The organism is Mesorhizobium mediterraneum, from assembly GCF_002284565.1.
Classification (GTDB): Bacteria; Pseudomonadota; Alphaproteobacteria; order Rhizobiales; family Rhizobiaceae; genus Mesorhizobium; species Mesorhizobium mediterraneum.
In genome coordinates this window covers 348,719-374,705 of the sequence record NZ_NPKI01000017.1, presented here as the reverse complement: position 1 = coordinate 374,705, position 25,987 = coordinate 348,719, and the positions used below count along the sequence as shown (strand labels likewise).

Annotated in this window: 26 protein-coding genes and 1 tRNA gene; 15 read left to right on the top strand and 12 right to left on the bottom strand. The window is 61.8% G+C overall.

From position 1 onward, the window contains the following. Positions 1-447: 447 nt before the first annotated feature. Complete coding sequence (locus CIT25_RS15685; protein ID WP_095485420.1) at positions 448-798, top strand: hypothetical protein; 351 nt, start codon at positions 448-450, stop codon at positions 796-798. A gap of 481 nt (positions 799-1,279) precedes the next feature. On the opposite strand, the gene CIT25_RS36265 is transcribed toward CIT25_RS15685, so the two are convergent. The 5 genes from CIT25_RS36265 to phaC form a co-directional block, all read right to left on the bottom strand. Then, positions 1,280-1,612 (bottom strand): hypothetical protein, encoded by a 333-nt coding sequence (locus CIT25_RS36265; protein ID WP_158302557.1) that lies wholly within the window; start codon positions 1,610-1,612, stop codon positions 1,280-1,282. 37 nt (positions 1,613-1,649) lie between these two features. Next, positions 1,650-2,054 (bottom strand): hypothetical protein, encoded by a 405-nt coding sequence (locus CIT25_RS15675; protein WP_095485418.1) that lies wholly within the window; start codon positions 2,052-2,054, stop codon positions 1,650-1,652. Positions 2,055-2,236: 182 nt separating this feature from the next. Then, positions 2,237-2,311 (bottom strand) — tRNA-Glu (locus CIT25_RS15670). Between the two features lie 187 nt (positions 2,312-2,498). After that, the gene (locus CIT25_RS15665; RefSeq protein ID WP_245329872.1) at positions 2,499-3,614 is read right to left on the bottom strand and encodes a D-Ala-D-Ala carboxypeptidase family metallohydrolase; all 1,116 of its coding nucleotides are present in this window, start codon (positions 3,612-3,614) and stop codon (positions 2,499-2,501) included. A 338-nt stretch (positions 3,615-3,952) separates the two neighbouring features. Continuing rightward, complete coding sequence (gene phaC, locus CIT25_RS15660) at positions 3,953-5,788, bottom strand: class I poly(R)-hydroxyalkanoic acid synthase (RefSeq protein WP_095485416.1); 1,836 nt, start codon at positions 5,786-5,788, stop codon at positions 3,953-3,955. Positions 5,789-5,886: 98 nt separating this feature from the next. Between phaC and CIT25_RS15655 the strand changes: the two genes are divergently transcribed. The 5 genes from CIT25_RS15655 to recJ all read left to right on the top strand — a co-directional run bounded on the left by CIT25_RS15655 (position 5,887) and on the right by recJ (position 11,885). Further along, entirely contained in the window at positions 5,887-6,279 is a 393-nt protein-coding gene (locus CIT25_RS15655; RefSeq protein WP_095485415.1) for a hypothetical protein, read from the top strand. Between the two features lie 56 nt (positions 6,280-6,335). Further along, positions 6,336-7,553, top strand: a complete 1,218-nt coding sequence (locus tag CIT25_RS15650) for an LL-diaminopimelate aminotransferase (protein WP_095485414.1) — start codon at positions 6,336-6,338, stop codon at positions 7,551-7,553. A 47-nt stretch (positions 7,554-7,600) separates the two neighbouring features. After that, a complete protein-coding gene (locus tag CIT25_RS15645; protein ID WP_095485413.1) occupies positions 7,601-8,914 on the top strand; it encodes a homoserine dehydrogenase in 1,314 nt (437 codons plus the stop codon). Between the two features lie 141 nt (positions 8,915-9,055). Further along, a complete protein-coding gene (glpX, locus tag CIT25_RS15640; protein ID WP_095485412.1) occupies positions 9,056-10,039 on the top strand; it encodes a class II fructose-bisphosphatase in 984 nt (327 codons plus the stop codon). 61 nt (positions 10,040-10,100) lie between these two features. Continuing rightward, complete coding sequence (recJ, locus tag CIT25_RS15635) at positions 10,101-11,885, top strand: single-stranded-DNA-specific exonuclease RecJ (RefSeq protein ID WP_095485411.1); 1,785 nt, start codon at positions 10,101-10,103, stop codon at positions 11,883-11,885. A gap of 399 nt (positions 11,886-12,284) precedes the next feature. On the opposite strand, the gene CIT25_RS15630 is transcribed toward recJ, so the two are convergent. The 3 genes from CIT25_RS15630 to folE form a co-directional block, all read right to left on the bottom strand. Further along, on the bottom strand, positions 12,285-13,253 hold the full coding sequence (locus CIT25_RS15630) for a patatin family protein (protein WP_095485410.1): 969 nt from the start codon (positions 13,251-13,253) through the stop codon (positions 12,285-12,287). Between the two features lie 84 nt (positions 13,254-13,337). Then, on the bottom strand, positions 13,338-13,808 hold the full coding sequence (hisI, locus tag CIT25_RS15625) for a phosphoribosyl-AMP cyclohydrolase (protein ID WP_095485409.1): 471 nt from the start codon (positions 13,806-13,808) through the stop codon (positions 13,338-13,340). A 136-nt stretch (positions 13,809-13,944) separates the two neighbouring features. Then, positions 13,945-14,580, bottom strand: a complete 636-nt coding sequence (gene folE / locus CIT25_RS15620; RefSeq protein WP_095485408.1) for a GTP cyclohydrolase I FolE — start codon at positions 14,578-14,580, stop codon at positions 13,945-13,947. Positions 14,581-14,822: 242 nt separating this feature from the next. Between folE and CIT25_RS15615 the strand changes: the two genes are divergently transcribed. After that, complete coding sequence (locus CIT25_RS15615; protein WP_095485407.1) at positions 14,823-15,269, top strand: iron-sulfur cluster assembly scaffold protein; 447 nt, start codon at positions 14,823-14,825, stop codon at positions 15,267-15,269. Here CIT25_RS15615 and CIT25_RS15610 read toward each other — a convergent pair. Continuing rightward, positions 15,266-16,180, bottom strand: a complete 915-nt coding sequence (locus tag CIT25_RS15610) for a LysR substrate-binding domain-containing protein (RefSeq protein WP_095485406.1) — start codon at positions 16,178-16,180, stop codon at positions 15,266-15,268. The genes CIT25_RS15615 and CIT25_RS15610 overlap by 4 nt on opposite strands. A gap of 342 nt (positions 16,181-16,522) precedes the next feature. On the opposite strand from CIT25_RS15610, the gene yidD reads away from it, so the two are divergent. From yidD to CIT25_RS15580, 6 genes are all read left to right on the top strand, one after another. Next, positions 16,523-16,894 carry a membrane protein insertion efficiency factor YidD gene (gene yidD, locus CIT25_RS15605; RefSeq protein WP_095485587.1) on the top strand — a complete coding sequence of 124 codons (372 nt, stop codon included), beginning with the start codon at positions 16,523-16,525 and terminating at the stop codon, positions 16,892-16,894. Positions 16,895-17,029: 135 nt separating this feature from the next. Beyond that, positions 17,030-17,863, top strand: a complete 834-nt coding sequence (gene blaOXA / locus CIT25_RS15600) for a class D beta-lactamase (RefSeq protein ID WP_095485405.1) — start codon at positions 17,030-17,032, stop codon at positions 17,861-17,863. 170 nt (positions 17,864-18,033) lie between these two features. Next, positions 18,034-20,010 (top strand): threonine--tRNA ligase, encoded by a 1,977-nt coding sequence (gene thrS / locus CIT25_RS15595; protein WP_095485404.1) that lies wholly within the window; start codon positions 18,034-18,036, stop codon positions 20,008-20,010. Between the two features lie 231 nt (positions 20,011-20,241). Further along, complete coding sequence (locus CIT25_RS15590) at positions 20,242-20,628, top strand: hypothetical protein (RefSeq protein ID WP_095485403.1); 387 nt, start codon at positions 20,242-20,244, stop codon at positions 20,626-20,628. Next, the gene (locus tag CIT25_RS15585) at positions 20,625-21,149 is read left to right on the top strand and encodes an RES family NAD+ phosphorylase (protein ID WP_095485402.1); all 525 of its coding nucleotides are present in this window, start codon (positions 20,625-20,627) and stop codon (positions 21,147-21,149) included. Before CIT25_RS15590 ends, CIT25_RS15585 begins: the two co-directional genes overlap by 4 nt. An 88-nt stretch (positions 21,150-21,237) precedes the next feature. After that, positions 21,238-22,176, top strand: a complete 939-nt coding sequence (locus CIT25_RS15580) for a lysophospholipid acyltransferase family protein (RefSeq protein WP_095485401.1) — start codon at positions 21,238-21,240, stop codon at positions 22,174-22,176. Between the two features lie 51 nt (positions 22,177-22,227). Here the strand turns inward: CIT25_RS15580 and CIT25_RS15575 are convergent, their stop codons facing one another. After that, positions 22,228-23,193 (bottom strand): hypothetical protein, encoded by a 966-nt coding sequence (locus CIT25_RS15575; RefSeq protein WP_095485400.1) that lies wholly within the window; start codon positions 23,191-23,193, stop codon positions 22,228-22,230. Positions 23,194-23,349: 156 nt separating this feature from the next. Between CIT25_RS15575 and CIT25_RS15570 the strand changes: the two genes are divergently transcribed. Continuing rightward, positions 23,350-23,934 carry a nitroreductase family protein gene (locus tag CIT25_RS15570; protein WP_095485399.1) on the top strand — a complete coding sequence of 195 codons (585 nt, stop codon included), beginning with the start codon at positions 23,350-23,352 and terminating at the stop codon, positions 23,932-23,934. Beyond that, a complete protein-coding gene (locus CIT25_RS15565; RefSeq protein ID WP_095485398.1) occupies positions 23,935-24,543 on the top strand; it encodes a flavin reductase family protein in 609 nt (202 codons plus the stop codon). Positions 24,544-24,557: 14 nt separating this feature from the next. Here CIT25_RS15565 and CIT25_RS15560 read toward each other — a convergent pair whose 3' ends face one another. Next, a complete protein-coding gene (locus CIT25_RS15560; RefSeq protein ID WP_095485397.1) occupies positions 24,558-25,439 on the bottom strand; it encodes an HpcH/HpaI aldolase/citrate lyase family protein in 882 nt (293 codons plus the stop codon). A gap of 3 nt (positions 25,440-25,442) precedes the next feature. Beyond that, complete coding sequence (locus CIT25_RS15555) at positions 25,443-25,937, bottom strand: MaoC family dehydratase (RefSeq protein WP_441338325.1); 495 nt, start codon at positions 25,935-25,937, stop codon at positions 25,443-25,445. Positions 25,938-25,987 lie beyond the last annotated feature (50 nt).

The window sequence follows — 25,987 nt, the reverse complement described above, 5'->3', positions numbered from 1 at the left end:
AGTACCGACCTTGGCGACTCATGTAACTTCCGTGATCGCGGAAGACCTACGCGCTGCCGTCTGTTTCGCTTTCTCGGCTGCATTGTCGTCGCGATGTGGGCGGGCGGCAATCCTCATGCAATGAGATGGTATACCCCCCAACGCCGGCCGGGATTGCGGCGGGCGTTTTGCGACCGAAGGGAGCGAGGACGAGAAGTTGCTTATAGGCGGGAGGGCGACTTCATACAGAATGATGAACAGAGATAAATCCTGCTTCCGCATCCTTGGCCGTGTGTTCGGTGAACCGCGGCGCCATCCGCGGTATGCGACATGGGACGATCCCCAGATAATTTGATCTATCGCAAATTTGCAGAAGATTTAGCCCGCTGCCTCACGGTGGCGGGTTTTTTTCGATGAGGAACCTTACGCCGCGGCGTCCGTTGAGCCCCACCAAAAGGGGAGATCACAATGGCCGACGACCCAAACGAAGCCGCAACACCGACGGAGACGCAGCGCGAAGCTCAGGAAGCCTTGGAGAAGCAAGTTGCGCAGCTGAAGCGCGAGATCAACAAGATCAATCGGACGCTCGCGGAGCGCGCTGAAGAGGTGGTCGAGGAAGCCACTGGTTGGTATGAGGGCGCGGCCGATAGCGTGTCTCGGACAACGCAAGCACTTCGCAATAGGGCGTCTACTGCTTCCGGTGTCGTTCAAGAAAATCCTGGCACGGTATCGTCAGCCTTCATGCTGGGCGCGGCTGTAGGCTTGCTGTTGGGCCTTGTTCTTGTGGCTGGCGGCCAGCGCCGGGACCGCTGGATCTAATCACGCTCAAATGAGGGCCACAGCCCGCTGCCTCCGGTGGTGGCGGGCTTTTTTTGCTGGGGCGGTCAGTTCGTCGCGATTAACGTTCTCTGCGATTTCCAAAACTGAGTGTCGCTCGCGTCTTTAGTAGCCGCCACCGCCAGTACCGCCGGCATTGCCACTATTGCTCCCGCTCGATGTAGACGCGGTTGGCGGTGCGGGTGGAGCCGCGCCGCGTGGTGCTGTCATGCAGGCAGTCAAAAGTAATACCGAAAACAGGACGAAAAGGCGCATATCGATAACCTCCTTTGGTAGGGTGTTCTCTATCGACAACGTCTCAGGTCCACCATTATTCCGCGAAGTCTGATCGGAATGCCCGCTGCCTCAGGTGGCGGGCTTTTCAAATATGTGCCAGGCAGGAAATTCTTTCCAATCTCTACGGAAAACCCATTGCCATGGGTCCAGCAGCATTCGAGTTCCGAGAGGCCGGGCCGAAGAAGCCTTACTGAACGAGGTAATTTTTGACTATGGTCATCAAGCAGACCAGTGAAACAATTCCAGCGATCGCTGCTTGAGCGCGCCCAACCTGGATGATCATCTCCTCCGTCCAGCCGGCCTCTTTGAAACCCCTGAAATGGTCCTCGAATTTGGCCCGACCGTAGCGGGTAAAAAACACCATGATGAGCAGGAATATCGTGCAAACCACGCTTGAGTCAGAAGGCTCGTCATGATTCCGGAGGACAAAGGTACACACCACGCCGGCCGAAAAGCAGGCTATCGAAAAGAAAAAACCGATATCCTGTGGCCATCTTCTGTTGGCGGGTCGGGTTGTCATCGGCGCGCTTGCGCTTCCTCACGGTCGCGGGCTTTTTTCACGGCGAGGCGGCCGGAATCGGCGGATGTTCCGATATAAACGAAGATTGGGCCACCATGTAGGCCGCACCTCGTGCGAAGCAAAGAATAGAGGCAAAGACCAAGATTAGGCCAACGGCCATCCACCGATTTGATACCTCTAGGTAAGCTCGCTCCATGCCTTGGTCTCTCTCGCTTTTGTCCACAAATCTCGAAGACAGAAAGGCGGTCGGCCAGGCGAGGGCTGCCAGGACCACGCCGACGGTCCAAGCCATGACTGACCAGACAACGGAACTCAGCAGGTCAAGCTTATAGAGCTCGGCCACTTGGCTTAGAACGGCGACCGACGCGCCGGCATTGATCAACATCGCTGCGCCGATAGCGCTCTTCGCATACTCCTGCGAAATCTCCCGGTAGTCGGCCATTCGAGTGCCCCTCCCATGTCGCGGCCATGTCGCGCGGACCTGCCGATAGTGGCAGGGAACCCTTGGAAAGCAACAAGGCGGATTCCGGCTCACGCCGAATCTGTTCGCTGAAATTCGCGGGGGTTTATTCGGTGGATATTCGATGAAATCGGGCCGAAGAGGCTTAAAGTGCTTGATTTATCTGGTACGCCCAAGGGGAATCGAACCCCTGTTACCGCCGTGAAAGGGCGGTGTCCTGACCGCTAGACGATGGGCGCGCTCAGATGTGAGCGCTTATAGTTGCGTTGCACCAAACCGGCAACCCGTCTGCCGCCGCCTGCGACAACTTTTTTCAGTGGCCGCAAAACCACGCCTTTTCGGCGATTTAGCCGGCTCTACGCGCCATCCCATGCCGTCCTCGGACGGCACACTGCGGATGCTACACAAACGGGAGGGAGAACCAGCTTACCGCCGGCGGCGGCAGCGCCAGTTCCAGTCGCGCTCGGGGCCGACGTCGATGTGAACGGATTCGGTATGGCAGTAGGTGCCGACGCCGCCGCGCCCGGGCATGTTGCGGATATAGCTAGCCAGTTGCGCTTTCGAGACGCCTGGAACCTGGATGTCGGCGGCGGCGCAATACATGTGCAGCGAATTCTTGGCGCCGTTGGCGCGGCGGTTGCGGGCCGGGTCGCGGTAGCCGGAGGTGACGATCATCTTCTTGCCGTAGTGACCCTCGATCGTCTTCAGCACGCGGACCAGCGAAGGCTTCAGGCAAGCAACATCGACATTCTCGGTCTGCTTCAAAAGGCCGTTGGGCGCCAGCCGGGCAAGGCCGGCAGCGGATGCCACTTGATAGGCGCCGCCTTCATCCTCGTTGAGATCGACGTCGCTCTCGTCGTCGAGGCCAGATTTGCGCTTGATCTCGAAGAGTGCGGTCTTGCGCACGCCGGGCAGCGCGTCGTCGGTGAAATGGCTGGTATCGCCGATCGAGGCCAGTTGCACCGGCTTTTCAGCCGATTTGGCCGAGGCCAAAGTGATGGTCGGTTTTGCCGCCTCCGTTTTGGGCTGAGCGGTCGCCGGTTGCTCGCCCGACCTGTTGTTGGCCTGCGGGGCCGCCGAGGCGGGCGTGGCGCTGAACAAAGAGGCGAGGAACCCCTTTTTCTTCGGCGCATAGGCCTGCGGCTGCGGCTCTCCCGCGGTCACATAGACCGGATTGCTCACCGCCGGCGCGGAGGCCTCGGCCTTGGACTTCGTGCCGGCATCGGCTGTTTGTGTCTTCTGCGCAGCAGCGTCGGCCTGCTCAACCGTCTTCGCGGACTGTTCCTGTGGCTGCGGCGTCTGGCCCGCAGTCGCTTCGGCACCCGCAGGAGCCGTGACCGGGAAGCCGGCATCGGACTTGGCGCCCTCCTGGGTGCCCGGCTTCGCCATCGGCACATAAGCGACCTGCTCGGGAAGGCTTGCATCGCCCTCGGCGGTCATCGTCATCTGTGAAGTCGTGATCTGCGACGACGAATCGGCGGCGACCTGTTGGGTGCCGGGGGCGGTGCCGATGTCCGTAGCGGAGGCGTTGTACCCCGGCATGCCGACCGACAGAGACGGGTCGCCGGCTGAGGTGCAGGACGCCAGGAGCACGGAGAAAAGCGCGGCGGCAATGGCGCGGCGTTCTCCCTTCGCGAGGCGCGATCCTGCTGATTTCAAAACAAAATTCCCCCTCGATGTCCGGCCGGTACGGCATTGGCGCGGCGTCGCAACGTCTCGCCGAAATAATTCCTTGTCCCCGAACGGAAACGAGACCTGTGTCAAATCCGCAAGCCCCAGAGTATTTCGACGGCTAGAGAGGAATCGGGGCTAGTTAAGGGTTGACGACACCATTTCGTCCTCTTTTACCGGCGCGTCAACTCACCACACATTACAGAAGGTTACACACGCACCTTGACATAGGTGCCTGGCGCATCGCCCAGAGTTTTCATGCGCTTGCCGGGTTTGCGGGCCGGCACGCGGGTATTGTCCCTGGCCTCGATCCAGCGTTGCCAGTGCGGCCACCAGGAGCCGGGATGGTCGGTGGCGTTGGCGATCCACTGGTCGAAGTCGCCCGCCGGCTTGCCGCCGGTCCAGTAGTGGTACTTCTGCGCCGCCGGCGGATTGACGACGCCGGCGATGTGGCCGGAGCCGGCCATGACGTAGTCGACCTCTCCGCCGAAATATTTCGAGCCGAGGAAAACCGAAAGCGCCGGCGCGATGTGATCTTCCTTCGAGGCGAGGTTGTAGACCGGGATGGTGACGTCCTTCAGCGATACAACGCGGCCCGCCAGCTCCATCATGCCTTGCGAAAGTCTGTTCTCGAGATAGCAATTGCGCAGGTAGAAGGAATGGTTGGCCGCGCCCATGCGGGTCGAATCGGCGTTCCAGTAGAGCAGGTCGAAGGGCAGCGGATCCTTGCCGCGCATGTAGTTGTTGACGACATAGGGCCAGATCAGGTCGCCTGAGCGCAGCATGTTGAAGGCGGTCGCCATCTTGGTGCCGTCGAGATAGCCTTTCTCGTTCATCGCCTTTTCGACGGCCGCGACCTGCTCCTCGTCGACGAACACTTTCAGGTCGCCGGCATAGGTGAAATCGACCTGGGTGGTGAAGAAGGTGGCCGATTTGATGCGGTGGTCGCCTTCCTGCGCCATCAGCGCCAGGGCCGCCGCCATAAGCGTGCCGCCGACGCAGTAGCCGACGGCGTTGACGTCCTTTTCACCGGTGGCCTTTTCGATCGTGTCCAGGCCGTATTGCAGGCCCTCTCGGATATAGGCCTCCCAGCTCTTGGTGCCGTGCCGCTCGTCCGGATTGATCCAGGAGATGACGAAAACGGTGTGGCCCTGCTCGACCGCCCAGCGGATGAAGGATTTTTGCGGGTTGAGATCGAGAATGTAGAATTTGTTGATCCATGGCGGGCAGATCAGCAACGGCCGCTTCAGCACGGTCTCGGTCGCCGGATCGTATTGCAGGATCTCGGCGACATCGCTGCGGCCCACCACCTTGCCGGGTGTCGTGGCCAGGTTCTTGCCGATCTCGAAGGGCGAATAATCGGCCTGCCTCAGTTTCAGGTCGCCCTTGCCGGCTGCAATGTCCTCGGCCAGCATCCTCATGCCGCGCACCAGGTTTTCGCCATTCGAGGCGATGGTCTCGCGAAACAGTTCCGGGTTGGTCAGGATGAAATTCGACGGCGAAATGGCGTTGGACACCTGCTTGACGTAGAAGCTGGCCTTGTGGCGGGTGTGCTCGTCCAGGCCATCGGCGTGCTCGACCAGCTCGGCCGCCCAGCGCGAGGTGACGAGATAAGCCTGCTTAAGAAAATCGAAGAAAGCGTTGCGGCCCCATTCGGGGTCTTGGAAACGCTTGTCGCCGCGCTCGGGCTTGACCGCGTCGTCGGCATCTTCGCTGCCGGCGCTGAGGCGCTGGATGGAGTTGGCCCAGACGGTCATATAGCCGGAGAACAGCCGCGTCTGCGCCTCCAGCGCGCGCTGCGGGTCGGAAAGCCAGTATTCGCTGAGCTTGGAGAAGGTTTTCACCATGTCGACGACCGGCTCGGCGATATGGTCGCGCACCTCGCCTTTTTCCCGCGGCTCGGCCCATGCGGAAGCCGCCTTGCCGGCCTGCTCGATCATGCGCGCCATGTTCAAGGCGAAGCGTTCCGGGTCCTTCACCAGATATTGCTCGACGGTCGAAGGCCGGTCATCTTCCGCTTTGCCCGAATCGGGTGTTTTGGACATGGTTGGCGGGGTTCCTCCCGAAGCGTTTTCTTGACATATTATCATGGGACATCCGACAGGGTCCAACGCGCTCTGCCTCGGCTGCCTAAGGAAACAATATGACGATTAATATTGGCGAAACCGGTTTTTCTGGCACTGGTCGTTTTTGCCGCATGGGCGCGGCGGTCGTTTTGCTGGCGATCGCAGGCTGTTCGAGCACCAACATCGAGGGCGCCACGCCGGTCTCGGCTACCGACGGGCCGAAGGATACCGGCACCTATCCCAATCTGAATATTCCGCCGAAGGTGGCGGCGCAGCAGTTCACCGACGCGGAAAAGAACGCCAAGCTCGCCCAGTTGAAGGCCGACGAGCAGACCCAAGGCTCGAAAGGCGGCGCTGTCAGGGTGACGAACCCGGCGACGCTGAACGCGCTGGCAAAGCAGCACGGCGCCGATGCACTGAAGCAGATCGAAGCCAAATGCGATCCCGCCCTCGACCCTACCTGCAAATAGGGTTATATCGCGCGACCGAAAACCACCCCTGGAATCGACCCACCTCTGGAATTGATATGGAAGAATTTCACAAGGTCCGCCGGCTTCCGCCCTATGTCTTCGAGCAGGTCAACCGGCTGAAGGCCAGTGCCCGCTCGCGCGGCGCCGACATCATCGACCTTGGCATGGGCAATCCGGACCTGCCGACGCCCAAGGCCATCGTCGACAAATTGTGCGAGGTCGTGCGCGATCCGCGCACGCATCGCTATTCGTCATCGCGCGGCATTCCGGGTCTGCGCCGCGCCCAGGCCAGTTACTATGCCCGCCGTTTCGGTGTGAAGCTCGATCCGGACACGCAAGTGGTGGCGACGCTGGGCTCGAAGGAAGGTTTTGCCAACATGGCGCAGGCGATCACCGCGCCCGGCGACGTGATCCTGTGCCCCAACCCGACCTATCCGATCCACGCTTTCGGTTTCATCATGTCGGGCGGCGTCATCCGCTCGTTGCAAGTGGAGCCGGACGATGGCTTCATTCCGGCGCTGGAGCGCGGCATCCGCCATTCGATCCCGAAGCCGCTGGCGTTGATCCTCAATTACCCGTCGAACCCGACGGCGCAGGTCGCCTCGCTCGATTTCTACAAGGACGTGGTGGCCTTCGCCAAGAAGAACGACATCATCATCCTGTCGGACCTTGCCTATTCGGAAATCTATTTCGACGGCAATCCGCCGCCCTCGGTGCTGCAGGTGCCGGGTGCGATCGACGTGGCGGTCGAGTTCACCTCGATGTCGAAGACCTTTTCCATGCCCGGCTGGCGCATGGGTTTTGCCGTGGGCAACGAGCGGCTGATCTCGGCGCTGACCAGGGTCAAGTCCTACCTCGACTATGGCGCCTTCACGCCGATCCAGGTGGCGGCCGCGCACGCGCTCAACGGCGACGGCGCCGATATCGCCGAAGTGCGCGATATCTACCACAAGCGCCGCGACGTCATGGTCGACGCCTTCAGCCGCGCCGGCTGGACTGTTCCCGCGCCGGCGGCGTCGATGTTTGCCTGGGCGCCGATACCGGAGCCGTTCAAGCATCTCGGCTCGCTCGAGTTCTCCAAGCTTCTGATCGAGCACGCCGACGTGGCGGTGGCGCCGGGCGTCGGCTTCGGCGAGCACGGCGACGACCATGTGCGCATCGCGCTGGTCGAGAACGAGCACCGGATCCGGCAGGCGGCGCGCAACATCAAGCGTTTCCTGGCGTCCAGCGCCAAGCAGCCCAACAATGTGGTGCCGCTCGCCGCGCATCGTTGAGTTGCCCGATATCACATCGACCAAATCCTTGAGGGGCGTCGCCGGACATGGCTGAAGCGTTGCGTGTTGGAATTGCCGGTCTCGGCACCGTCGGCGCGTCGGTGGCGCGTGTGCTGCGCGACAAGGCGGCGGAACTGACGCGGCAATGCGGCCGCGAGGTCGTTGTGGCAGCCGTTTCGGCCCGCGATCGCAAACGCGACCGCGGCGTCGATCTTGGCGCGGCCAAGTGGTTCGACGATCCGGTAGGAATGGCGCAGACCGCCGACATCGATGTCTTCGTCGAGCTGATCGGCGGCGACGAGGGGCCGTCGCGCTCTTCCGTGAAAGCGGCGCTTGAAGCCGGCCGCCACGTCGTCACCGCCAATAAGGCGCTGCTCGCCAAGCATGGCGTGGCGCTGGCCGAGATCGCTGAGAAGAAGGGCGTGCTGCTCAATTACGAGGCGGCGGTGGCGGGCGGCATTCCAGTCATCAAGACGATGCGCGAGGCGATGGCCGGCAATTCGGTAACCCGTGTCTTCGGCATCCTCAACGGCACCTGCAACTATATCCTGACCCGCATGGAAGCCGAGGGCCTGTCGTTCGACGCCTGCCTGAAGGACGCGCAGCGGCTGGGCTATGCCGAGGCCGACCCGACCTTCGACATCGAGGGCCACGACACCGCGCACAAGCTGTCGATCCTGACCAGCCTTGCCTTCGGCACGAGGATTGCCGCCAACGACATCTACATGGAAGGCATTTCCAACATCAGCCAGGCCGACATCCGCGCGGCAGGCGATCTCGGCTACCGGATAAAACTGCTCGGCGTTGCCCAACGCACGGAAAGCGGTATCGAACAGCGCGTGCACCCGACCATGGTGCCGACAGCCTCGGTCATCGCGCAGGTGCACGGCGTCACCAATGCGGTGGCCATCGAAACCGACATCCTTGGCGAGCTTTTGCTCTCCGGTCCTGGTGCCGGCGGCAACGCCACCGCATCGGCAGTGGTTGGCGACATCGCCGACATCGCCAAGAGCCGGCCCGGTTTCCAGCACGGTCCGGTTTTCGGCCTGCCCGCGAAGGAATTGAGACCTTACAAGAAGGCGCAGATGCGCAGCCACGCAGGCGGCTATTTCATCCGGCTGACGGTGCATGACCGCATCGGCGTCTTTGCCGCCATCGCCAAGCGGATGGCCGACAACGACATTTCGCTGGAATCGATCGTGCAGCACGCCGCTGGACCGGATACTGCCTTGCAGAAGACGGTCATCCTCGTCACCCACGAGACGACAGAAGCTGCGGTGCGCAAGGCCGTCGAAGGCATAACCAAGGACGACCATCTGACCGACAAGCCTCAAGTCATTCGCATCGAGCGGGCAGAGTAGAGATTTACGCTTTCCTTTCAATCGATTGATATCGTTGTGTTTTCAATAAAGACCCGCTCAGGTCTTGCTGTTGTCATGGAGCTTTGACACAACCAGCGCGCCTCTGGCGGGAGGCAATGTACCAACGAGGATTGTCCACCGATGAATGTTGCCCAGAACATCGTCGCCGGCCTTGACCGGATACTCACCATGGAACTGGTGCGTGTCACCGAACGCGCCGCGGTTGCGGCGGCCAGGCTGCGCGGACGCGGCGACGAAAAGGCCGCCGACCAGGCCGCAGTCGACGCGATGCGCGAGGAACTCAACCGTCTCGCCATCAACGGCACCGTGGTGATCGGCGAGGGCGAGCGCGACGAGGCCCCGATGCTCTACATCGGCGAAGAGGTCGGCTCCGGCAAAGGCCCGGCGGTCGATATCGCCCTCGATCCGCTCGAAGGCACGACGATCTGCGCCAAGAACCTGCCCAATGCGCTGGCCGTCATTGCCATTGCGGAAAAGGGCAGCCTCCTGTTCGCGCCCGACGTCTATATGGACAAGATCGCCGTTGGCCCGGGATATGCGAACGGTGTCATCGACATCGATGCCTCGCCGGCCGAAAACATCGCGAGCCTGGCCAGGGCCAAGGGCGTGGCGGTGTCGGAGATCACCGCCTGCATCCTCGACCGGCCGCGCCATGGCGCGCTGATCGAAGCGGTGCGCGCCACGGGCGCTGCGATCCGGCTGATCGGCGATGGTGACGTCGCCGGCGTCATCCATACCACCGATCCGGATGAAACCGGCATCGACATCTATCTCGGCACCGGCGGCGCGCCGGAGGACGTTCTGGCAGCGGCAGCGTTGCGCTGCACCGGCGGCCAGATTCTGGGAAGGCTGATCCTCGACACGCCGCAAAAGGTGGAGCGCGCGGCCAAGATGGGCATTTCCGACCCGAAGCGGGTTTATCGCACACAAGACATGGCGCGCGGCGATGTGCTGTTCGCCGCAACCGGCGTGACCGACGGCAACATGCTGGCCGGCGTCAAGTTCGGCCGCAATTCCATCACCACGCATACGATCGTGCTGCGCTCGTCGTCACGAACCGTGCGCGAGATCAAAGCAAGGCACCAGGATCTGGAAAAGTTTTGATTCCCGACTCGGCTAGCCGTCGCATATTGTGAGAAATGACAATCCGCAGACGGCGCGTCGCATGACGGGCGAAAACCGTATCTTCCTCGATGTAAGGCAGTCGGCCACTGGTGTTTCCTGGGAACACCGGCTGACCGAGCGGCAGGACATGACCGCGCTTGCCATAGCGCAAGGCTATGGCGTGCCGGACATCGTCGCGCGCGTCCTTGCCGGACGCGGCGTGACCGCCGAGCAGACCGAGCGGTTCCTTGATCCGACCATCCGCGACCTTTTGCCGAACCCGGCGTCGCTGACCGACATGGACAAGGCCGCCGCCCGGATCGCCGCGGCAATCGTTGCAAGGGAAAGGGTGGCGATCTTCGGCGATTACGATGTCGATGGCGCGGCCTCCTCGGCGCTGCTCAAGCGGTTTCTCACACATTTCTCGGTGCCATCGGAGATCTACATCCCGGACCGCATCTTCGAGGGGTACGGCCCCAATCCGGAAGCCATGCGCGAGCTCGTCTCGCGCGGCGCGACGCTGATCGTCACCGTCGATTGCGGCACCAATAGCGCCGTTTCCATCGACGCGGCGAAGGCTGCCGGCGCCGATGTCGTGGTGCTCGACCATCACCAGCTAGGCGGCCCGTTGCCGGCGGCGGTAGCGGTTGTCAATCCCAATCGCGAGGACGACCTTTCGGGGCAGGGCCATCTTTGTGCCGCCGGCGTCGTCTTCCTGGCTCTGGTGCAGACGGCGAAGATCCTGCGCGACCGGCTGCCGGATGCCGCACCGCCGGATCTGCTTGGCTTGCTCGACCTCGTGGCGCTGGCGACCGTTTGCGACGTGGTGCCGCTGACCGGCGTCAACCGCGCTTTCGTGGTCAAAGGGCTGCAGATGGCGCGCCAGCAGAGGAACGAAGGACTGGCGGCGCTGGCGCGGGTCTCGCGCATCGGCGAGCCGGTCAGCACCTTCCATCTGGCCTATCTGATCGGCCCGCGCATCAATGCCGGCGGGCGCATCGGCGATGCAGCGCTCGGCAGCCGCCTGCTCGCCACCGACGATCCCGTCGAGGCCCGCACCATTGCGGAGACGCTGGACCGGCTCAATCAGGAACGGCAGCAGATGGAGCTGGAAATGCTGGCCGCGGCACGCGTGGAGGCCGATGCCGAGCTTGCCGGCGGCAATGGGCCGGCCATCGTCGTCACCGCCAGCTCCAATTGGCATCCGGGCATCGTCGGCCTGCTGGCCTCGCGGCTCAAGGACCATGCGCGCCGGCCCGCCTTCGCCATCGCCTTCAACGCCAACGGCGTCGGCACGGGTTCAGGCCGTTCGGTGTCGGGTTTCGACCTTGGCCGGTTGGTGCGCGAGGCGGCCATTGCCGGGCTGATCGTCAAAGGCGGCGGCCATGGCATGGCGGCCGGCATCACGGTGGAGCGGGCGAAACTTGGCGCGCTCCGGGCCTTCTTCGAGGAACGAGCGGCGGCCGACGTGTTCCGGCTGCAAGGTGAGGAAAGCTTGGCGATCGACGGTGCGCTGGCCGCCGAGGGTGCAACGCTCGGCCTGCTCGATGCATTGGAGAAAGCCGGCCCGTTCGGCGCCGGGCATGTCGCGCCGATCTTCGCGCTGCCGCGCCATCGCCTTGCCGATGCAAGGCCGGTCGGCACCAATCACATCCGCGCCGAGTTGCAGTCGGAAAGCGGCGGCCGCATCCAGGCGATCGCCTTTCGCGCCGTCGATACGGCGCTCGGCGAATTCTTGTTCAAGAACAGGGGCAAGCCGGTGCATGTCGCCGGTTCGCTGTCGGGCAATCACTGGAACGGCAACCGCACGGTGCAGTTCCGCATCGTCGATGCGGCACGCGCCTGAGCGTTGTGAGCCGACTTAGGTCCTTAGCGCAGAAGTTTTGACAGGCCGGACGTGCTTGTATTGGCGATCGCATGCCTTGGAGATTAGCCGAAACGCCCATCGCTTCGTCATCCTGGGGCGGAGCAAGGAGCGAAGCGACGCGGCGCAGACCCCAGGATCCATGCCATGACATTGGAACGCCGCCACTGCGCAGAATTCTGCTCCGCTGTACTCTTTGACTAGCGTTACGGCATGGATCCCAGGGTCTCCGCGACGGAGCTTCGCTCCTGCTTCGCCCTGGGATGACGAAGTTGGGAAGGCTTCGGCCAATCTCCAATGTCGGCGATAGTCGACCCAGACGAACGGCGAAAATCCTGCCTGCCAACAGCCTGCAACCTGCCAAACACCTATGCCGACGAGCTAGGCCAGAACCGTCTGTAGCCGGGTCAACTCGCTGATCTGTGCCATCGTAACCTGATAGCCGATGCGGATCGCCTCGTCGGCGCGGTGGAATTCGGTCAGGCCGATATGGCTGAGCTTAGGCTGCAGCGACATATCGGGCGGGTCGCCGGCAAGTCGCGCACGCGAAATGCGGTCCTGGATGATGTTGAAGGCCTCGACCATGACGCCGGTGATGCCGAGCCGTGTTTGGTACTGGTGCCCTGCGTCAAACAGGCCGGGCCTTGGCGCATCCTTTTCGACGACCAGTTCGCCGGCGCTGTGCTTGATGACGGCGGCGCGGCCGAACAGATCGTAGTGAAGGTTCACCGCGACCACGAGCGGCTGCTCGTAGGCGCGGCAGACCGAGACCGGCACTGGATTGACCAGCGCGCCGTCGACCAGCACGCGGCCATTGCAAGTGACCGGTTCGAACACACCGGGCAGTGCATATGAGGCGCGCATGGCGGTGATCAGCGAGCCGCCCGACAGCCAGATTTCATGGCCGGTGCGGATCTCCGAGGTGACGCAGACGAAAGGCTTGGGCAGATCCTCGAACCGGATGCCGGCCATATGCTCGCGCAGCCGTGCGTCGAGCTTCATGCCGCCGAACAGGCCGCTGCCGCGCAGATTGAGATCGAGAAGACCAAAAATGCGCCGCTTGGTCAGGCTTCTGGCGAATTCTTCCAGCTCATCCAGCTTGCCGGCAAGATAGCAGCCGCCGACCAGCGCGCCGATCGAGGTGCCGGCGATCATCGACACTTCGATGCCGGCTTCGTCAAGCGCGCGCAGCACGCCGATATGAGCCCAGCCGCGCGCGCAGCCGCCGCCCAATGCCAGCGAAATGCCTGTTTTCTTGGCGGGGCTCGTTTCGGATGCGCCGGCGGACGATGACAGGCCATTGGCCTCTCGAACGTCCAGTCGGTTGCGCGATGACGCCCATTCGAGCATCACAATCTCCCTTGTCCGACTGCCAACATAGAGGCTGGCAGTATCGAAATCATGAATATACGTGGTTGCAGGCCGGCGAATGGTTCATTTGGATGGTTCACGGGGCTTTCGATACATTTCTTCCGCATCGAACAGCGGCTTGCTGCCGTCGCTGGCAAGCGTCCCCTTGCCGTCGATCAGTCCCACCGTCCGATAGAAGCAAGAACGCCGGCCGGTGTGGCAGGTTGCGTCGTGGCCCATCACTTTGACGCGCAACCATATGGCATCCTGGTCACAATCCGTGAGCATCTCGACGACGGTCTGGACGTTCCCGGACGTTTCGCCCTTCTTCCACAGAGCGCTGCGCGAGCGCGACCAGTAATGAGCGATGCCGGTTTCCAGCGTCAGCGCCAGCGCTTCGGTGTTCATATGCGCGACCATCAGCAGCATTCCGTCTTCGGCATCCGTAACGACGACGGTGACGAGGCCGCTGGCATCGAAGCGCGGCGAAAAGACCGTGCTTTCTTCCAGTGCCTTCTTGTCTGATGGAGCTTTCGGAAATTCCACTGCCGACATCGCCGGTCCTTGTTCAGAGCCTCGCCCATTCCGATAGGATCGGAATGGGCGAGGCTCTGTCTTGTTGTTTGGCCATGATCCTGTCCGAGAACCGGTTCCCACTTTTCGGTATCATGGCTAGCGACCGCGGGGGTCTTCAGCCCCTGCCGCCACGCACCATGGTGACGAAACGGACCTGTTCCTCGGGCGTGTCCTTGAAGACACCGGTGAAGGTCGAGGTCAGCGTCGTGGAGCCCTCCTTGCGGATGCCGCGCATGGCCATGCACATATGCTCGGCTTCGAGCATGACGGCGACGCCGCGCGGATTGAGCACATCCTGGATGACGCCGGCAATCTGTGCGGTCATCGCTTCCTGGGTCTGCAGGCGCTGGGCGAAGATATCGACGACGCGCGCGATCTTGGACAGGCCGACAACCTTGCCGTCCGGCAAATAGCCGACATGCGCCTTGCCGATGATCGGCACCATGTGGTGCTCGCAATGCGAATGGAATGTTATATCCTTGACGAGGACAAGGTCGTCATAGCCGGCGACTTCCTCGAAGGTGCGGCCGAGTTCCTCGGCCGGGCACTTGTCGTAGCCGCCGAACATTTCGCGATAGGCCTTCACCACACGCTTTGGCGTGTCGACCAGGCCCTCCCGGTCCGGATTGTCGCCGGTCCAGCGCAACAGCGTGCGAACCGCGGCCTCGGCTTCGGCTTCGCTCGGCCGATCGGTGACCGGCTTTTCCAGATAGGCGGAGGGGGGCATGAATTTCTTGATGACGGCATCCATAAAGGCGTCTCCCGTAGTTCCCCTCTCAGGAGGAACGAGTTGAACGGACCACGACCTTTCGGGTGTTAGAAACGTGCCCTGTTTCCAGCCCGTAAGCGGCGTGAACTTGATTTGAGCAAGGACGAGGTCGTTTGGTTACCTTGTCCATACCCGACTACCAGCATTATATATGATCGTGCCGAGCGAAAGGAAGACCGCCAGCGGCAATCGCTGTTCGCTTGGCGGCGACGGATTGGAAAAATATGATCGACGACGTCTACAATGCGAAAATTCTGGGATTTGCCGGGAATATCGCGCGGATCGGCCGGCTCGACCGTCCCGATGCAACTGCGCGCGCGCATTCCAAGCTGTGCGGCTCGACCGTGACCGTCGATCTGAAGATGGATGACGGCGTTGTCACCGATTTCGCCCATGACGTCAAAGCCTGCGCGCTTGGCCAGGCGTCGTCCTCGATCATGGCGCAGCATGTCGTCGGCGCCAGCGCGGATGAATTGCGCAGCGTTCGCGAGACGATGCTGAAGATGCTGAAGGAAAACGGCGCGCCGCCCGAAGGCCGCTTCGCCGACCTGAGATATCTCGAACCGGTGCGCGACTATAAGGCCCGCCATGCCTCGACCATGCTTACCTTCGATGCCGTGGTCGACGCGATCGGCCAGATCGAGAAGAAGCGCGCCGAACAGGCAGCCTAAATACCCTCCAGAGAACGCCTGCTTTCGGCAAATTCGACCCGGACCCATTCGGCGAACGCCGCAGCCGGTTCGGATAGGTTGCGCAGGCTCCTGGCAACCAGCCAATAGGCGCCGCAAACTATGTCGGTGCCGAATGGCTTGATCAACGCACCGGTCGCCAGTTCCTCCTTGGCTAGCAGAAGGTCAGCCAGCGCAACGCCGTGCCCCAGCAAGGCGGCCTGCTTCGACAGCGACGCGTCCGCCAGCAACGGGCCACGCTCCGGCATCTCATCCGCGGCTACGCCTGCTGCCTCGAACCAGCGAGCCCAGCTCTGCCGATTTTCTTCATGCAGCAAGGTGTAGCGCCGCAGGTCGGCCGGGCTTTCCAGTGCCGGACCGGCCGCGGAAAGAGCCGGCGACAGCACAGGCGAATAGATGACCGAAGCAAGGCATTCCGCCTCGCTGCGCGGCCATGACGTGCTGTGGGCGCTGAAGCGCAGAGCGAGTTCGGCCTGATCGCTGCGGAACTCGATCAGGCGCGGGTCGACGTCGAGGGAAATGTCGATATCCGGCCGCAGCTCGCGAAATCGATTGAGCCGCGGCACAAGCCAGGATGCGGCAAGCGAAGGCTCGACGCTGACGCAGACCACGGATTGGGCCGGCGTCGCCATCATTTCCGAAAGCAGCCCATCGATTGCGTCGAAACTTCTGACGAGTTGATCGAGCAAGCGCCGGCCGGTGTCGGTAAGCTCGACGCGGCGATGGTGGCGCACGAACAAGGGCTGGCGCAGGAACAGCTCGAGTTCGCGGATCTGACGGCTGATCGCCGCTTGGGATACAAAGAGTTCGTCGGCCGCCCGGCTGAAGCTCAGCTGCCTGCCGGCGGCTTCGAAACTCCTCAATGCTGTCAGGGGAAGGCGCCCGCGCTTCATTTGCATAATCTCAAGTTATCCGAAGTGGAAACTATACTCGTTTGAGGATGAAGGCCAGCAGGGGTCAAATCAACACTCAAAGGAGATGCGGCCATGATCCAGTTTCTGAGCATTTTTGGCGATGTCATCCGGGTCGCGACATTTCAAGCGCGTGGCGCGAGGCCGCCATATGCCGGACGTTGCGAAGAGAGCGCGGCTGCTCGCTGCATATCTTGGCCGATCGGTATCCCGCCCGCCGTCCAAGCGCCTGAGGCGGACAACAGGGCGGTGATCAGAAGGGGATTGCGTTCTCGGGTCGAAGTCCACATCTATCGTGCAAGGAAACGCGATGCGGAGAATGCGGTGCGCGACCAACATGGGCATGCGCATGTCGCCAGGTCGCTCCAGCGCGGGCGCAACTGGCCCGGCCCGTGGCGCAAGACGCCCGGCCGCCTGCTGGGCACATCGCTCGTGCGCTTTTACCAACTGACGCTGTCCGGTTTTGTCGGCAATTCGTGCCGGCACCTGCCAACCTGCTCCGAATACGCGCATGAAGCGATCGCCCGCCACGGCCTGTGGGCGGGTGGCTGGATGGGGCTTTTCAGGGTGCTGCGCTGCGGACCGTTCGGCACGCATGGTATCGACCGGGTGCCGGAAGTGCTGGAAGGCCGTTATGTCTGGTTCACGCCCTGGCGGTATTGGCGGATCGGAAAAAAGCGTGACCCGGAAGACTGATGGCGGTAGGGGCGTGGGCAATCGGGCAGATCTTTACGATTTGCTAAGCTTGACCGCATCTTGCGCATTTAAGACAAAATCGAGACAAGACGCCTCGCTAAGCCGCTCCTGATCTGCCTCAGGAGAGATTGCCAAATGCGCCAGATAGACCGCCGTCCATTCGTCTTCGCCTTGGTTCTCTATCTTCTGGCCTGGTTTTTGGGCTTTCCGATCCGCGCTCAATCCGAGCCGCAGAACGACGTTGAATGCACGCTGATCCTGGATGCTGCAAGCGGCGAAACGCTGTATCGGCAAGGGGTTTGCGATCAGCGCTTCAGTCCCGCCTCGACTTTCAAGGTCCCATTGTCGCTGATCGGCTATGATGCGGGAATCCTAATCGACGAGCACACGCCGGCATGGGACTACAAGCCGGAGTTCAATGCGGTGAAGCGGGACCAGAAAACCGTCGACCCGACGATCTGGGAGAAGGACTCGGTGCTGTGGTTTTCGCGGGAAATCACCCGCCGGCTCGGCAGCGAGCGCTTTGCCGGCTACGTGTCGAAATTCGACTACGGCAACACGGATGTTTCTGGCAACGCCGGCAAGAATGATAGCCTCACCCGGTCCTGGGTGAATTCTTCCCTCAAGATTTCGCCGGTCGAACAGGTGAATTTCCTGCGTCGGCTGCTTGACCGCAACCTGCCGGTTTCGGACAAGGCCTTCGCGATGACCAAGGCGATCTTGCCGACCTTCCAGGCAGGTGGCTGGACGGTGCAGGGCAAGACCGGGAGCACAAGGCTTCGCAACGACGCCGACAAGGTGAGGGATGACCGCTCGCTTGGCTGGTTTGTCGGCTGGGCGCAAAAGGATGGCCGCAAGATCGTCTTTGCCCGCCTTGTGGTCGACACGAAACGATCGGACACGCCCAAGGGCCCTCAGACGCGTGCGATGTTCCTGAAAGACCTGCCGAATCTCATCAAACAAGACTAAGTGATCCACCACCCGCCTTTACGACGCGGGAATCTGCCCATAAAAGACTGCCGCCGGACGCATCCGGCTTTTACTTTTATGCATGTGGTCGCCCCAAAACCGCTACGCACTTTTGGGCGACATGCATTTCACCACCCGCGCTCGTTTGCGGGACTGGATAGGAGAACTCTATGCTGAATTCCGTTTCCCTGACATTTCCCGATGGCTCCGTCCGCGATTATGAAGCCGCGATGACCGGCGCCGGCCTGGCGGAATCGATCTCGAAGTCGCTGGCCAAGAAGGCCGTTGCCTACGCGATCGATGGCGTCGTGCGCGATCTTTCCGATCCGCTCGGCAAGTCCGGCAAGATCGAGATCATCACCCGCGAAGACCCGCGCGCGCTGGAGCTTATCCGCCACGACGCAGCACACGTGCTGGCCGAGGCCGTGCAGGAATTGTGGCCGGGTACGCAGGTGACCATCGGTCCGGTGATCGAGAACGGGTTCTACTACGACTTTGCCCGCAACGAGCCGTTCACGCCCGACGATTTCCCGGTGATCGAGAAGAAGATGCGCGAGATCATCGCGCGCAACAAGCCGTTCACCAAAGAGGTGTGGTCGCGCGAGAAGGCGAAAAAAATCTTTGCCGACAAGGGCGAGCGCTACAAGCTCGAGCTGATCGACGCCATTTCCGAAGATCAGGATCTCAAGATCTATGCGCAGGGCGACTGGTTCGACCTTTGCCGCGGCCCGCATATGGCCTCGACCGGCCAGATCGGCAACGCCTTCAAGCTGATGAAGGTGGCCGGCGCGTACTGGCGCGGCGATAGCAACAACCCGATGCTGACGCGCATCTACGGCACGGCCTGGGCCGATCAGGCGCAGCTCGACGCCTATCAGATCATGCTGGAGGAAGCCGAAAAGCGCGATCACCGGAAGCTCGGCCGCGAGATGGACCTGTTCCATTTCCAGGAAGAGGGGCCGGGCGTCGTCTTCTGGCACGCCAAGGGCTGGAGGATGTTCCAGAACCTGGTCAACTACATGCGCCGCCGCCTCGACGAGCAGGGCTATCAGGAGGTCAACGCGCCGCAGGTGCTCGACAAGAGCCTGTGGGAGACGTCGGGCCACTGGGGCTGGTACCGGGACAATATGTTCAAGGTGACGGTTGCCGGCGACGACACCGACGACGACCGGGTGTTTGCGCTGAAGCCGATGAACTGCCCCGGCCACGTCCAAATCTTCAAGCACGGGCTGAAGTCCTACCGCGATCTGCCGGTAAAACTTGCGGAATTCGGCAATGTGCATCGCTATGAGCCGTCCGGCGCGCTGCACGGGCTGATGCGCGTGCGCGGCTTTACCCAGGACGATGCCCACATCTTCTGCACCGAGGAACAGCTCGCCGACGAGTGCATCAAGATCAACGACCTGATCCTGTCGACCTATGCCGATTTCGGCTTCGACGAAATCACCGTCAAGCTGGCGACCCGCCCCGAAAAACGGGTCGGCACCGACGCGATGTGGGATCATGCCGAGGGCGTGCTGCAGGACGTGCTCGACAAGATCGCGGCGCGGTCGGGCAACCGGATCAAGACGGGCGTCAATCCGGGCGAGGGCACGTTCTACGGGCCGAAGTTCGAATATGTGCTGAAGGACGCCATTGGCCGCGACTGGCAATGCGGCACCACGCAGGTTGATTTCAACCTGCCGGAACGGTTCGGCGCCTTCTACATAGGCTCCGATTCGGAAAAGAAGCAGCCGGTGATGGTGCATCGCGCCATCTGCGGCTCGATGGAGCGCTTCCTCGGCATCCTGATCGAGAATTATTCGGGTCATTTCCCGCTGTGGTTCGCGCCGCTGCAGGTGGTGGTGGCGACGATCACCTCAGATGCCGACGATTACGCGCAAAAGGTCGTCGCGCAGCTGAAGGCGGCCGGACTGTTGGCGGAAGCCGATCTTCGCAACGAGAAGATCAACTACAAGGTCCGCGAGCACAGCCTGGCCAAGGTTCCGGTTATCCTCGTCTGCGGCAAGCGCGAGGCGGAGGAGGAGACGGTCAACATCCGCCGGCTCGGCTCGCGCGACCAGGAATCGCTTGGCCTTGGGCAGGCGGTGGCAATGCTTGCCGAAGAGGCGGTGACGCCCGACCGCAAGCGCAAACGAGCGGCCTAGACCTGGCTCTAATGGCGCATCCCTGTCGGTAGTGAGCTGGCGAAGCTCACGCCGACAGGGTTGACGTAGCAGACGCTTCGTATTTGGCATTTCGAGAAGGCGAGAATTCCGTCGCCGTTGATGGCTACTTTCTTTGATCTGAGCGCTGACCGAGGCAATCGGCACTTGATATGCAAAGAGATGTGCACATATTGTGCAGACAAGTGTCATCACAAGCGCCGGAGAAGACCGATGACAATCGCTCAGAATACGCAGGCCGCCATGGTGTCGGGCTTCGTGGAGAGCCTTCAGGAACCTCGCACACCTTACATTTCACCAAAACGCTTTTCAAAAGCGCTTGGTGTCCAGGTGACGAACCTGGCCGATCTGACGGGTGTTCACCGAAACACGCTTCGCAATCCGGCCTCTGAGCGACTGCAAAGCCGGATGCGCGAAATGATCAAGGCGATCACGGCCGCGGCGACGCTCACCGGAGATATTAGCAAAGCAATTTACTGGTATCGAAACGAGCCGATCGCCGAATACGATCACAAGACCGCAGCCGAATTGGTGGCCGAAGGGCATTTTGAAGCAGTGTTGAGCTATCTCCGCGACTTGGAAAACGGCGCGCGCGGATGAATCTCGTCCGCATTGGGCCGGACGAGGTCTTCCATCGCTACCTGACGCCGAGATGGGCATATGTTCCGGTAAGCGGCGCCGGTGCGGCGATTGACGGAGGTAGGTTCAATCGACCCGGGATCGAAGCGCTTTATCTCTCGCGCGCGCCGCAGACGGCTCTCGATGAATATCGCCAGGGAGCTTCAATTACTCCGCCAGCGACACTAGCGGCCTACAAGGTCACGTTGGATCAGGTTGTAGATTTGTCGACGGGGTATGATCCCCTCATCTGGGGTCCCGAATGGGCGGAATGGGATTGTAAATGGCGTCTTATCGCGCGTATCGACAAGAAGACGCCGCCATCGTGGAAACTCTCCGACATACTGATCACGGCCGGTTGCCGCGGCCTGCTTTTTCCTTCGCTTCAGCATGCGGGAGGCACCAATCTCGTCATATTCAGCGCCAATCTGACGGCCGACGACAAGGTAGATGTGCATGATCCAGATGGTCGGTTGCCGCGCGATCAGTCGTCGTGGCAATGATGGCTTCATGGCGGTTGGGCGATCCCCCGCCATTTTCACATGCCCGCCATTTCACATGCTTGTCACGCCAGCCTTGTAACGAGCACTCATGCTCAAGCTGAAGATGCGCGAAAGACCGTTTCCCGAGCTTTCTTATGCCAGTCCGCATCAGCCGGCATTGACGCGCTGGTTCATCCATTCCATCGAAGGCCTGTCCGGCCGCGACCGTTTCGCGGCGCTCTATGATTTTTGGCGCCGTCATGTGGTGCCGACCGACGAGCGCGTGTTCAGCCGCATGCTGGAACTGATCGACGTCCTGGTCCGAACCGCCGGCCAATGGCCGCCGGCAAACCTGCCCGGCACGCCGTTGGTGATCGTCGCCAATCATCCGTTCGGCATCGGCGATGGCATTGCGGTGCTCTCGCTGGCCGAGCAGCTTCAGCGCCCGTTCCGTGTCATGATCCACAAGGATCTGCTCAAGATCCGCGAGATGGAGCCCTATTCGCTGCCGATCGACTTTTCCGAGACCAAGGACGCGCTCAGGAACAACATGGCGGTCCGCCATGAGGCGGTGCGGCTGCTGAAGGAGGGCGTCATCATCGTCGTCTTCCCCGCGGGCGGCGTCGCCACCGCGCCGAAAGGTTTTGGCCGGGCGCGCGATCTGCCATGGAAAATGTTTCCGGCCCGTCTCGTCCAAGATGCCAAGGCGTCGGTTATCCCAATGCACTTTTCCGGTCAGAACGGCCGGCTGTTTCACCTGGTCAGCGGACCGATGAATATGGCTGAGCGTGACGGGCGCGTGGCGAAGTTCGTCGGCAGGGCTTCGCTGACGCTACGTACTTCGCTGCTCATCCACGAATTCGCGCGGCTGTCCGGCAAATCAATCGACGTGCGCGTCGGCGACGTGCTGGGATGGGACGAACTGGAGCCGCTGCGCGACCGCAAAACTTTGCTCGACCGCCTCTATCGTGGCGTTTTCGATCTGGCGCCGATCGAATCGCGCGGCCGCGGCCAGTTCCTGACACGACGCATGCGCAAAGCCGCCTGATCGGCAAATCATACGGCGGACCCTAACCTTGGACGGCAGTGTCCGGGCCGTTCAGTCCGCGCCTTCTTGGGGATCGATCGCCGAGGCTTCCGTGGCGAGAACCTCGATTTCCTGGTTCTGCCCGGCCACGACCGTAAAATCCTTCTGGTAGATGCGGTCGCGGTTCTTGGCGATGATGGTGTAGTCGCCCTCGGCAAGCACCATCGAAGCAAAGGCGCCGACGGTTTCCTTGATGGGATCGCCGGATTCGTTGAGCAACGACCAGGAGGTGTCGGCAATCGCCTCTCCACCCGGCTCGCGTACTAGCTTCATGGTCATCTCCGCCGCACGATGCTCGACGGCCGCTTCGGTCAGCTTGCCGGCCTCGACGCGGATGTCGGAGCGGATGACCGCATTCACCGAGCCATAGATCGAGACGACGTGGTAGACGCCCGCGTTCAGCCGCACGACGCTGTTCGGCTCGACGTTGGGTATGATCAGGGCGCGATCGTGATTGGCTTCGGCCTGGCCCTCATAGATCGAAAAGCGCAGTTTCTTCGGCGGTATGCGCACCCCGCCCGACAGCACGGCATCGAGCTTGAGTCCGCCGGCATCGAGCACGAGGCTTTCGCGCTTGGCGTCTTTGCCGACGGTGATGCGCTTGGTGGCGCCGGCCCGGCCATAGGAGGCATGAACCAGATAGCTGCCGGGCTCGAGCTGGAATACCGCGCTGCCGCCATGGGCGGAAGCGACCATCGGCAGCTTGCCGTCGCCGGTGGGCTCAGGCTTGAAGACGCGCCAGACGATGCCGCGCGTGATGTCGGCGCCGTTGTCGGTCAATTGCGCCGACAGCGTGATTGCCCCACTGCTCCCCAATGCCAGCGATGTCTCGCTTTTCGGAGGTGCATAGCTCGAAATTCCGGGAAGCTTCAGATCGCCGAGGCCGTCCACATCCTGCGCGACGGCAAGCGAAACCGGCACCATCAACAGTGCGGCAGCGAGCAAGATCAGGAAAAGACGGAATGTCCCCTCAAACATGCCTTGCGTTGAAGCCCAAGGCGGTGGCAATTTCAAGGCTTAAGAGTCCGATCAGCTTCTGCTAGAGAACTCTTTGTCCGGCGCGCCGCGCCAATGCCCGAGCCGCCCGATGTCCCGATGGTGCGCTTCAGCTCAAATTCCAGGAGACTTGCGCCCATGGCATCGCCGATCATCGACTTTCTGCTGACCCGAAATTCCGCACCGATCCCGGAGTTGAAGGAACCGGCGCCCAGCGACGCTGACATCGCGACGATGATTGCCGCTGCCTCGCGGGTGCCGGACCACGGCCGGCTCGAACCTTGGCGCTTCATCCTCTACCGGGGCGAGGCACGCGTCGAGATCGGCAAGAAGCTGGCAGCACTTGCCGAACAGCGCGAAGGGCCGCTGCCGGAAGGCCGCCGCAACCAGGAACTGGCGCGTTTTTCACGTGCGCCGCTGGTGATCGGCGTGGTGTCGAGCCCGAAGGACAACCCAAAGATCCCGCAATGGGAAATGTTCCTGTCCGGCGGCATGGCGGCGATGAACCTCATGATATCAGCCAATGCGCTGGGCTATGGCACCAACATGATCAGCAATTGGTATTCCGATGTGCCGGAGGGCAGGGCGATCCTGGGGCTGGCCCCGCATGAGCGCGTCGTAGGCTTCGTCCATATCGGCTCCTATCAAGGGCTGACGCCGGAGCGGCCGCGGCCTGATCCGGCAAAACTCTATGCCGATTATGCCGGGCCTTGGGTCGGCTGAATGTTTTACGAGCCGTCAAAAGGTCACGGGCTGCCGCATGACCCGTCCAAGGCGATCGTGGCGCCACGGCCGATCGGCTGGATCTCGACAGTGAACAAGGCCGGCAAGCTCAACCTCGCTCCCTATTCGTTCTTCAATGCTTTTTCGACACGACCCTTCATCGTCTGGTTTTCCTCCGAAGGTGAGAAGGACAGCGCCACCTTCGCCGAAGAGACAGGCGAGTTCGTCGCCAATCTCGTCAGCCGCGATCTAGTGGAAAAAATGGTACGCACGGCGGTCGATGCGCCGCGCGGCGTCAGCGAATTCGACTATGCCGATCTCACCATGGCGCCGTCCCGTCTTGTTACGGCGCCCCGCGTGGCGGCGGCGCCGGCTGCGCTTGAATGCCGGGTAACGGAAATCCTGCGGCCAAAGGCGCTGGACGGGACGCTGACCAGTGCCGTCGTCGTTGCCGGCGAAGTCGTCGGCGTGCATATCGACGACACATTCCTGAACGACGGCATGTTCGATATCGTCAAGGCGGGGAATGTCGGTCGTCTCGGCTACATGGATTATGCCAGCGTCAGCGAGATATTTTCGATGCGCCGGCCACGCTGGGGAAAAGATTAGGGCTGGGGAAAAGACTAAACGGAGATTCCCGCCGCCTTGGCGCGCGCCAGAAGCCGCTCGGCCAGTTTGAGATGCGGCCGGTCGTACATCTTGCCGTCGATGCCGACCACGCCCGGATTTCCCGCCGCTTCGAACGCGGCGACGATCGCCTTGGAGTGTTTCACCGCCTCCGCCGATGGCGTGAAGGCGGCGTTGATGACCGGCACTTGTGCCGGATGGATCGCCATCTTGCCGGTGAAGCCGTCGCGCTCTGCCTTGGCGCATTCCGCCTGGAAGCCGGCCATGTCGCGAAAATCCGGGAAAACCGTGTCGATCGCCGCGACTTCCGCAGCACTAGCGGCAAGGATGGTCATGGTGCGGGCGAAACGGAACACATCGGTGTAGCGGCCGTTCTCGTCGCGCGCCGTGCGCGCACCGATCGCGGCCGATAGATCTTCCGCGCCCCAGGTGATGCCGGCAAGCCGCGCACTTGCCTTGGCGTAGGTCGCAGCCGTCAGCACGCCGGCGGCTGTTTCGGTGATGATCGGCAGGATTTTTATCGCACTATCGGGCAGCCCGCCTTCGGCCTCGTGCACCCTGAGCTTGGCCGACAGATGCTGGACATCCTGTCCGCTATTCGACTTGGGCAGCATGATGCCGTCGGGTTTCGCTGGCACAACTGCCGCCAGATCGTCATCGGTCAAGCCGGTCGAGAGATCGTTGATGCGCACATAGATTGTGGATTTGGTTCGATGCCTGTGTTCGGTGATAAAGCGTGCTGCGGTGTCGCGTCCTAAGGCCTTGTTTTGTGACGCGACCGAATCCTCGAGATCGACGATGACCACGTCGGCGCCGGCGCCAAACGCCTTTTCCAGCTTCTTTTCGGAATCGCCGGGAACGAAGAGCAACGAACGCATCGGTCAGGCCGCTTTTTTCATCATCATCGCCTGCCTTGTGCATTTGGCGACGAGCACATCGTTCTGGTTGTAGGCGCGGTGCTCGAACTCGACGATGCCACGGTCCTGCTTCGACTTGGAGTCGCGCACCGACACCACCGTGGTCTCGACGCGGATGGTGTCGCCGTGGAACACCGGATGCGGAAACACCGTCTCCTTCATACCGAGATTGGCGATGGTGGTGCCGACGGTGATGTCGTTCACCGAAATCCCGATCATCAGGCCGAGCGTGAACAGCGAATTGACCAGCGGCTTGCCCCATTCGCTCTTAGCAGCGAAGTCGAAATCGATGTGCAGCGGCTGCGGATTCAGCGTCATTACCGAAAACAGCATATTGTCGCTTTCGGTAACGGTTTTACGCAGCGTGTGCCGGAAGACATGGCCGACGACGAACTCTTCCAGATAAAGCCCGGCCATGGTCGATCTCCTTCGTTCTTCAAGGGTTGATAGGCGCTGCATACCGCGCTCGCAAGCCAGTTAACAAACATGGTGAACCGTTCGTAAACCAT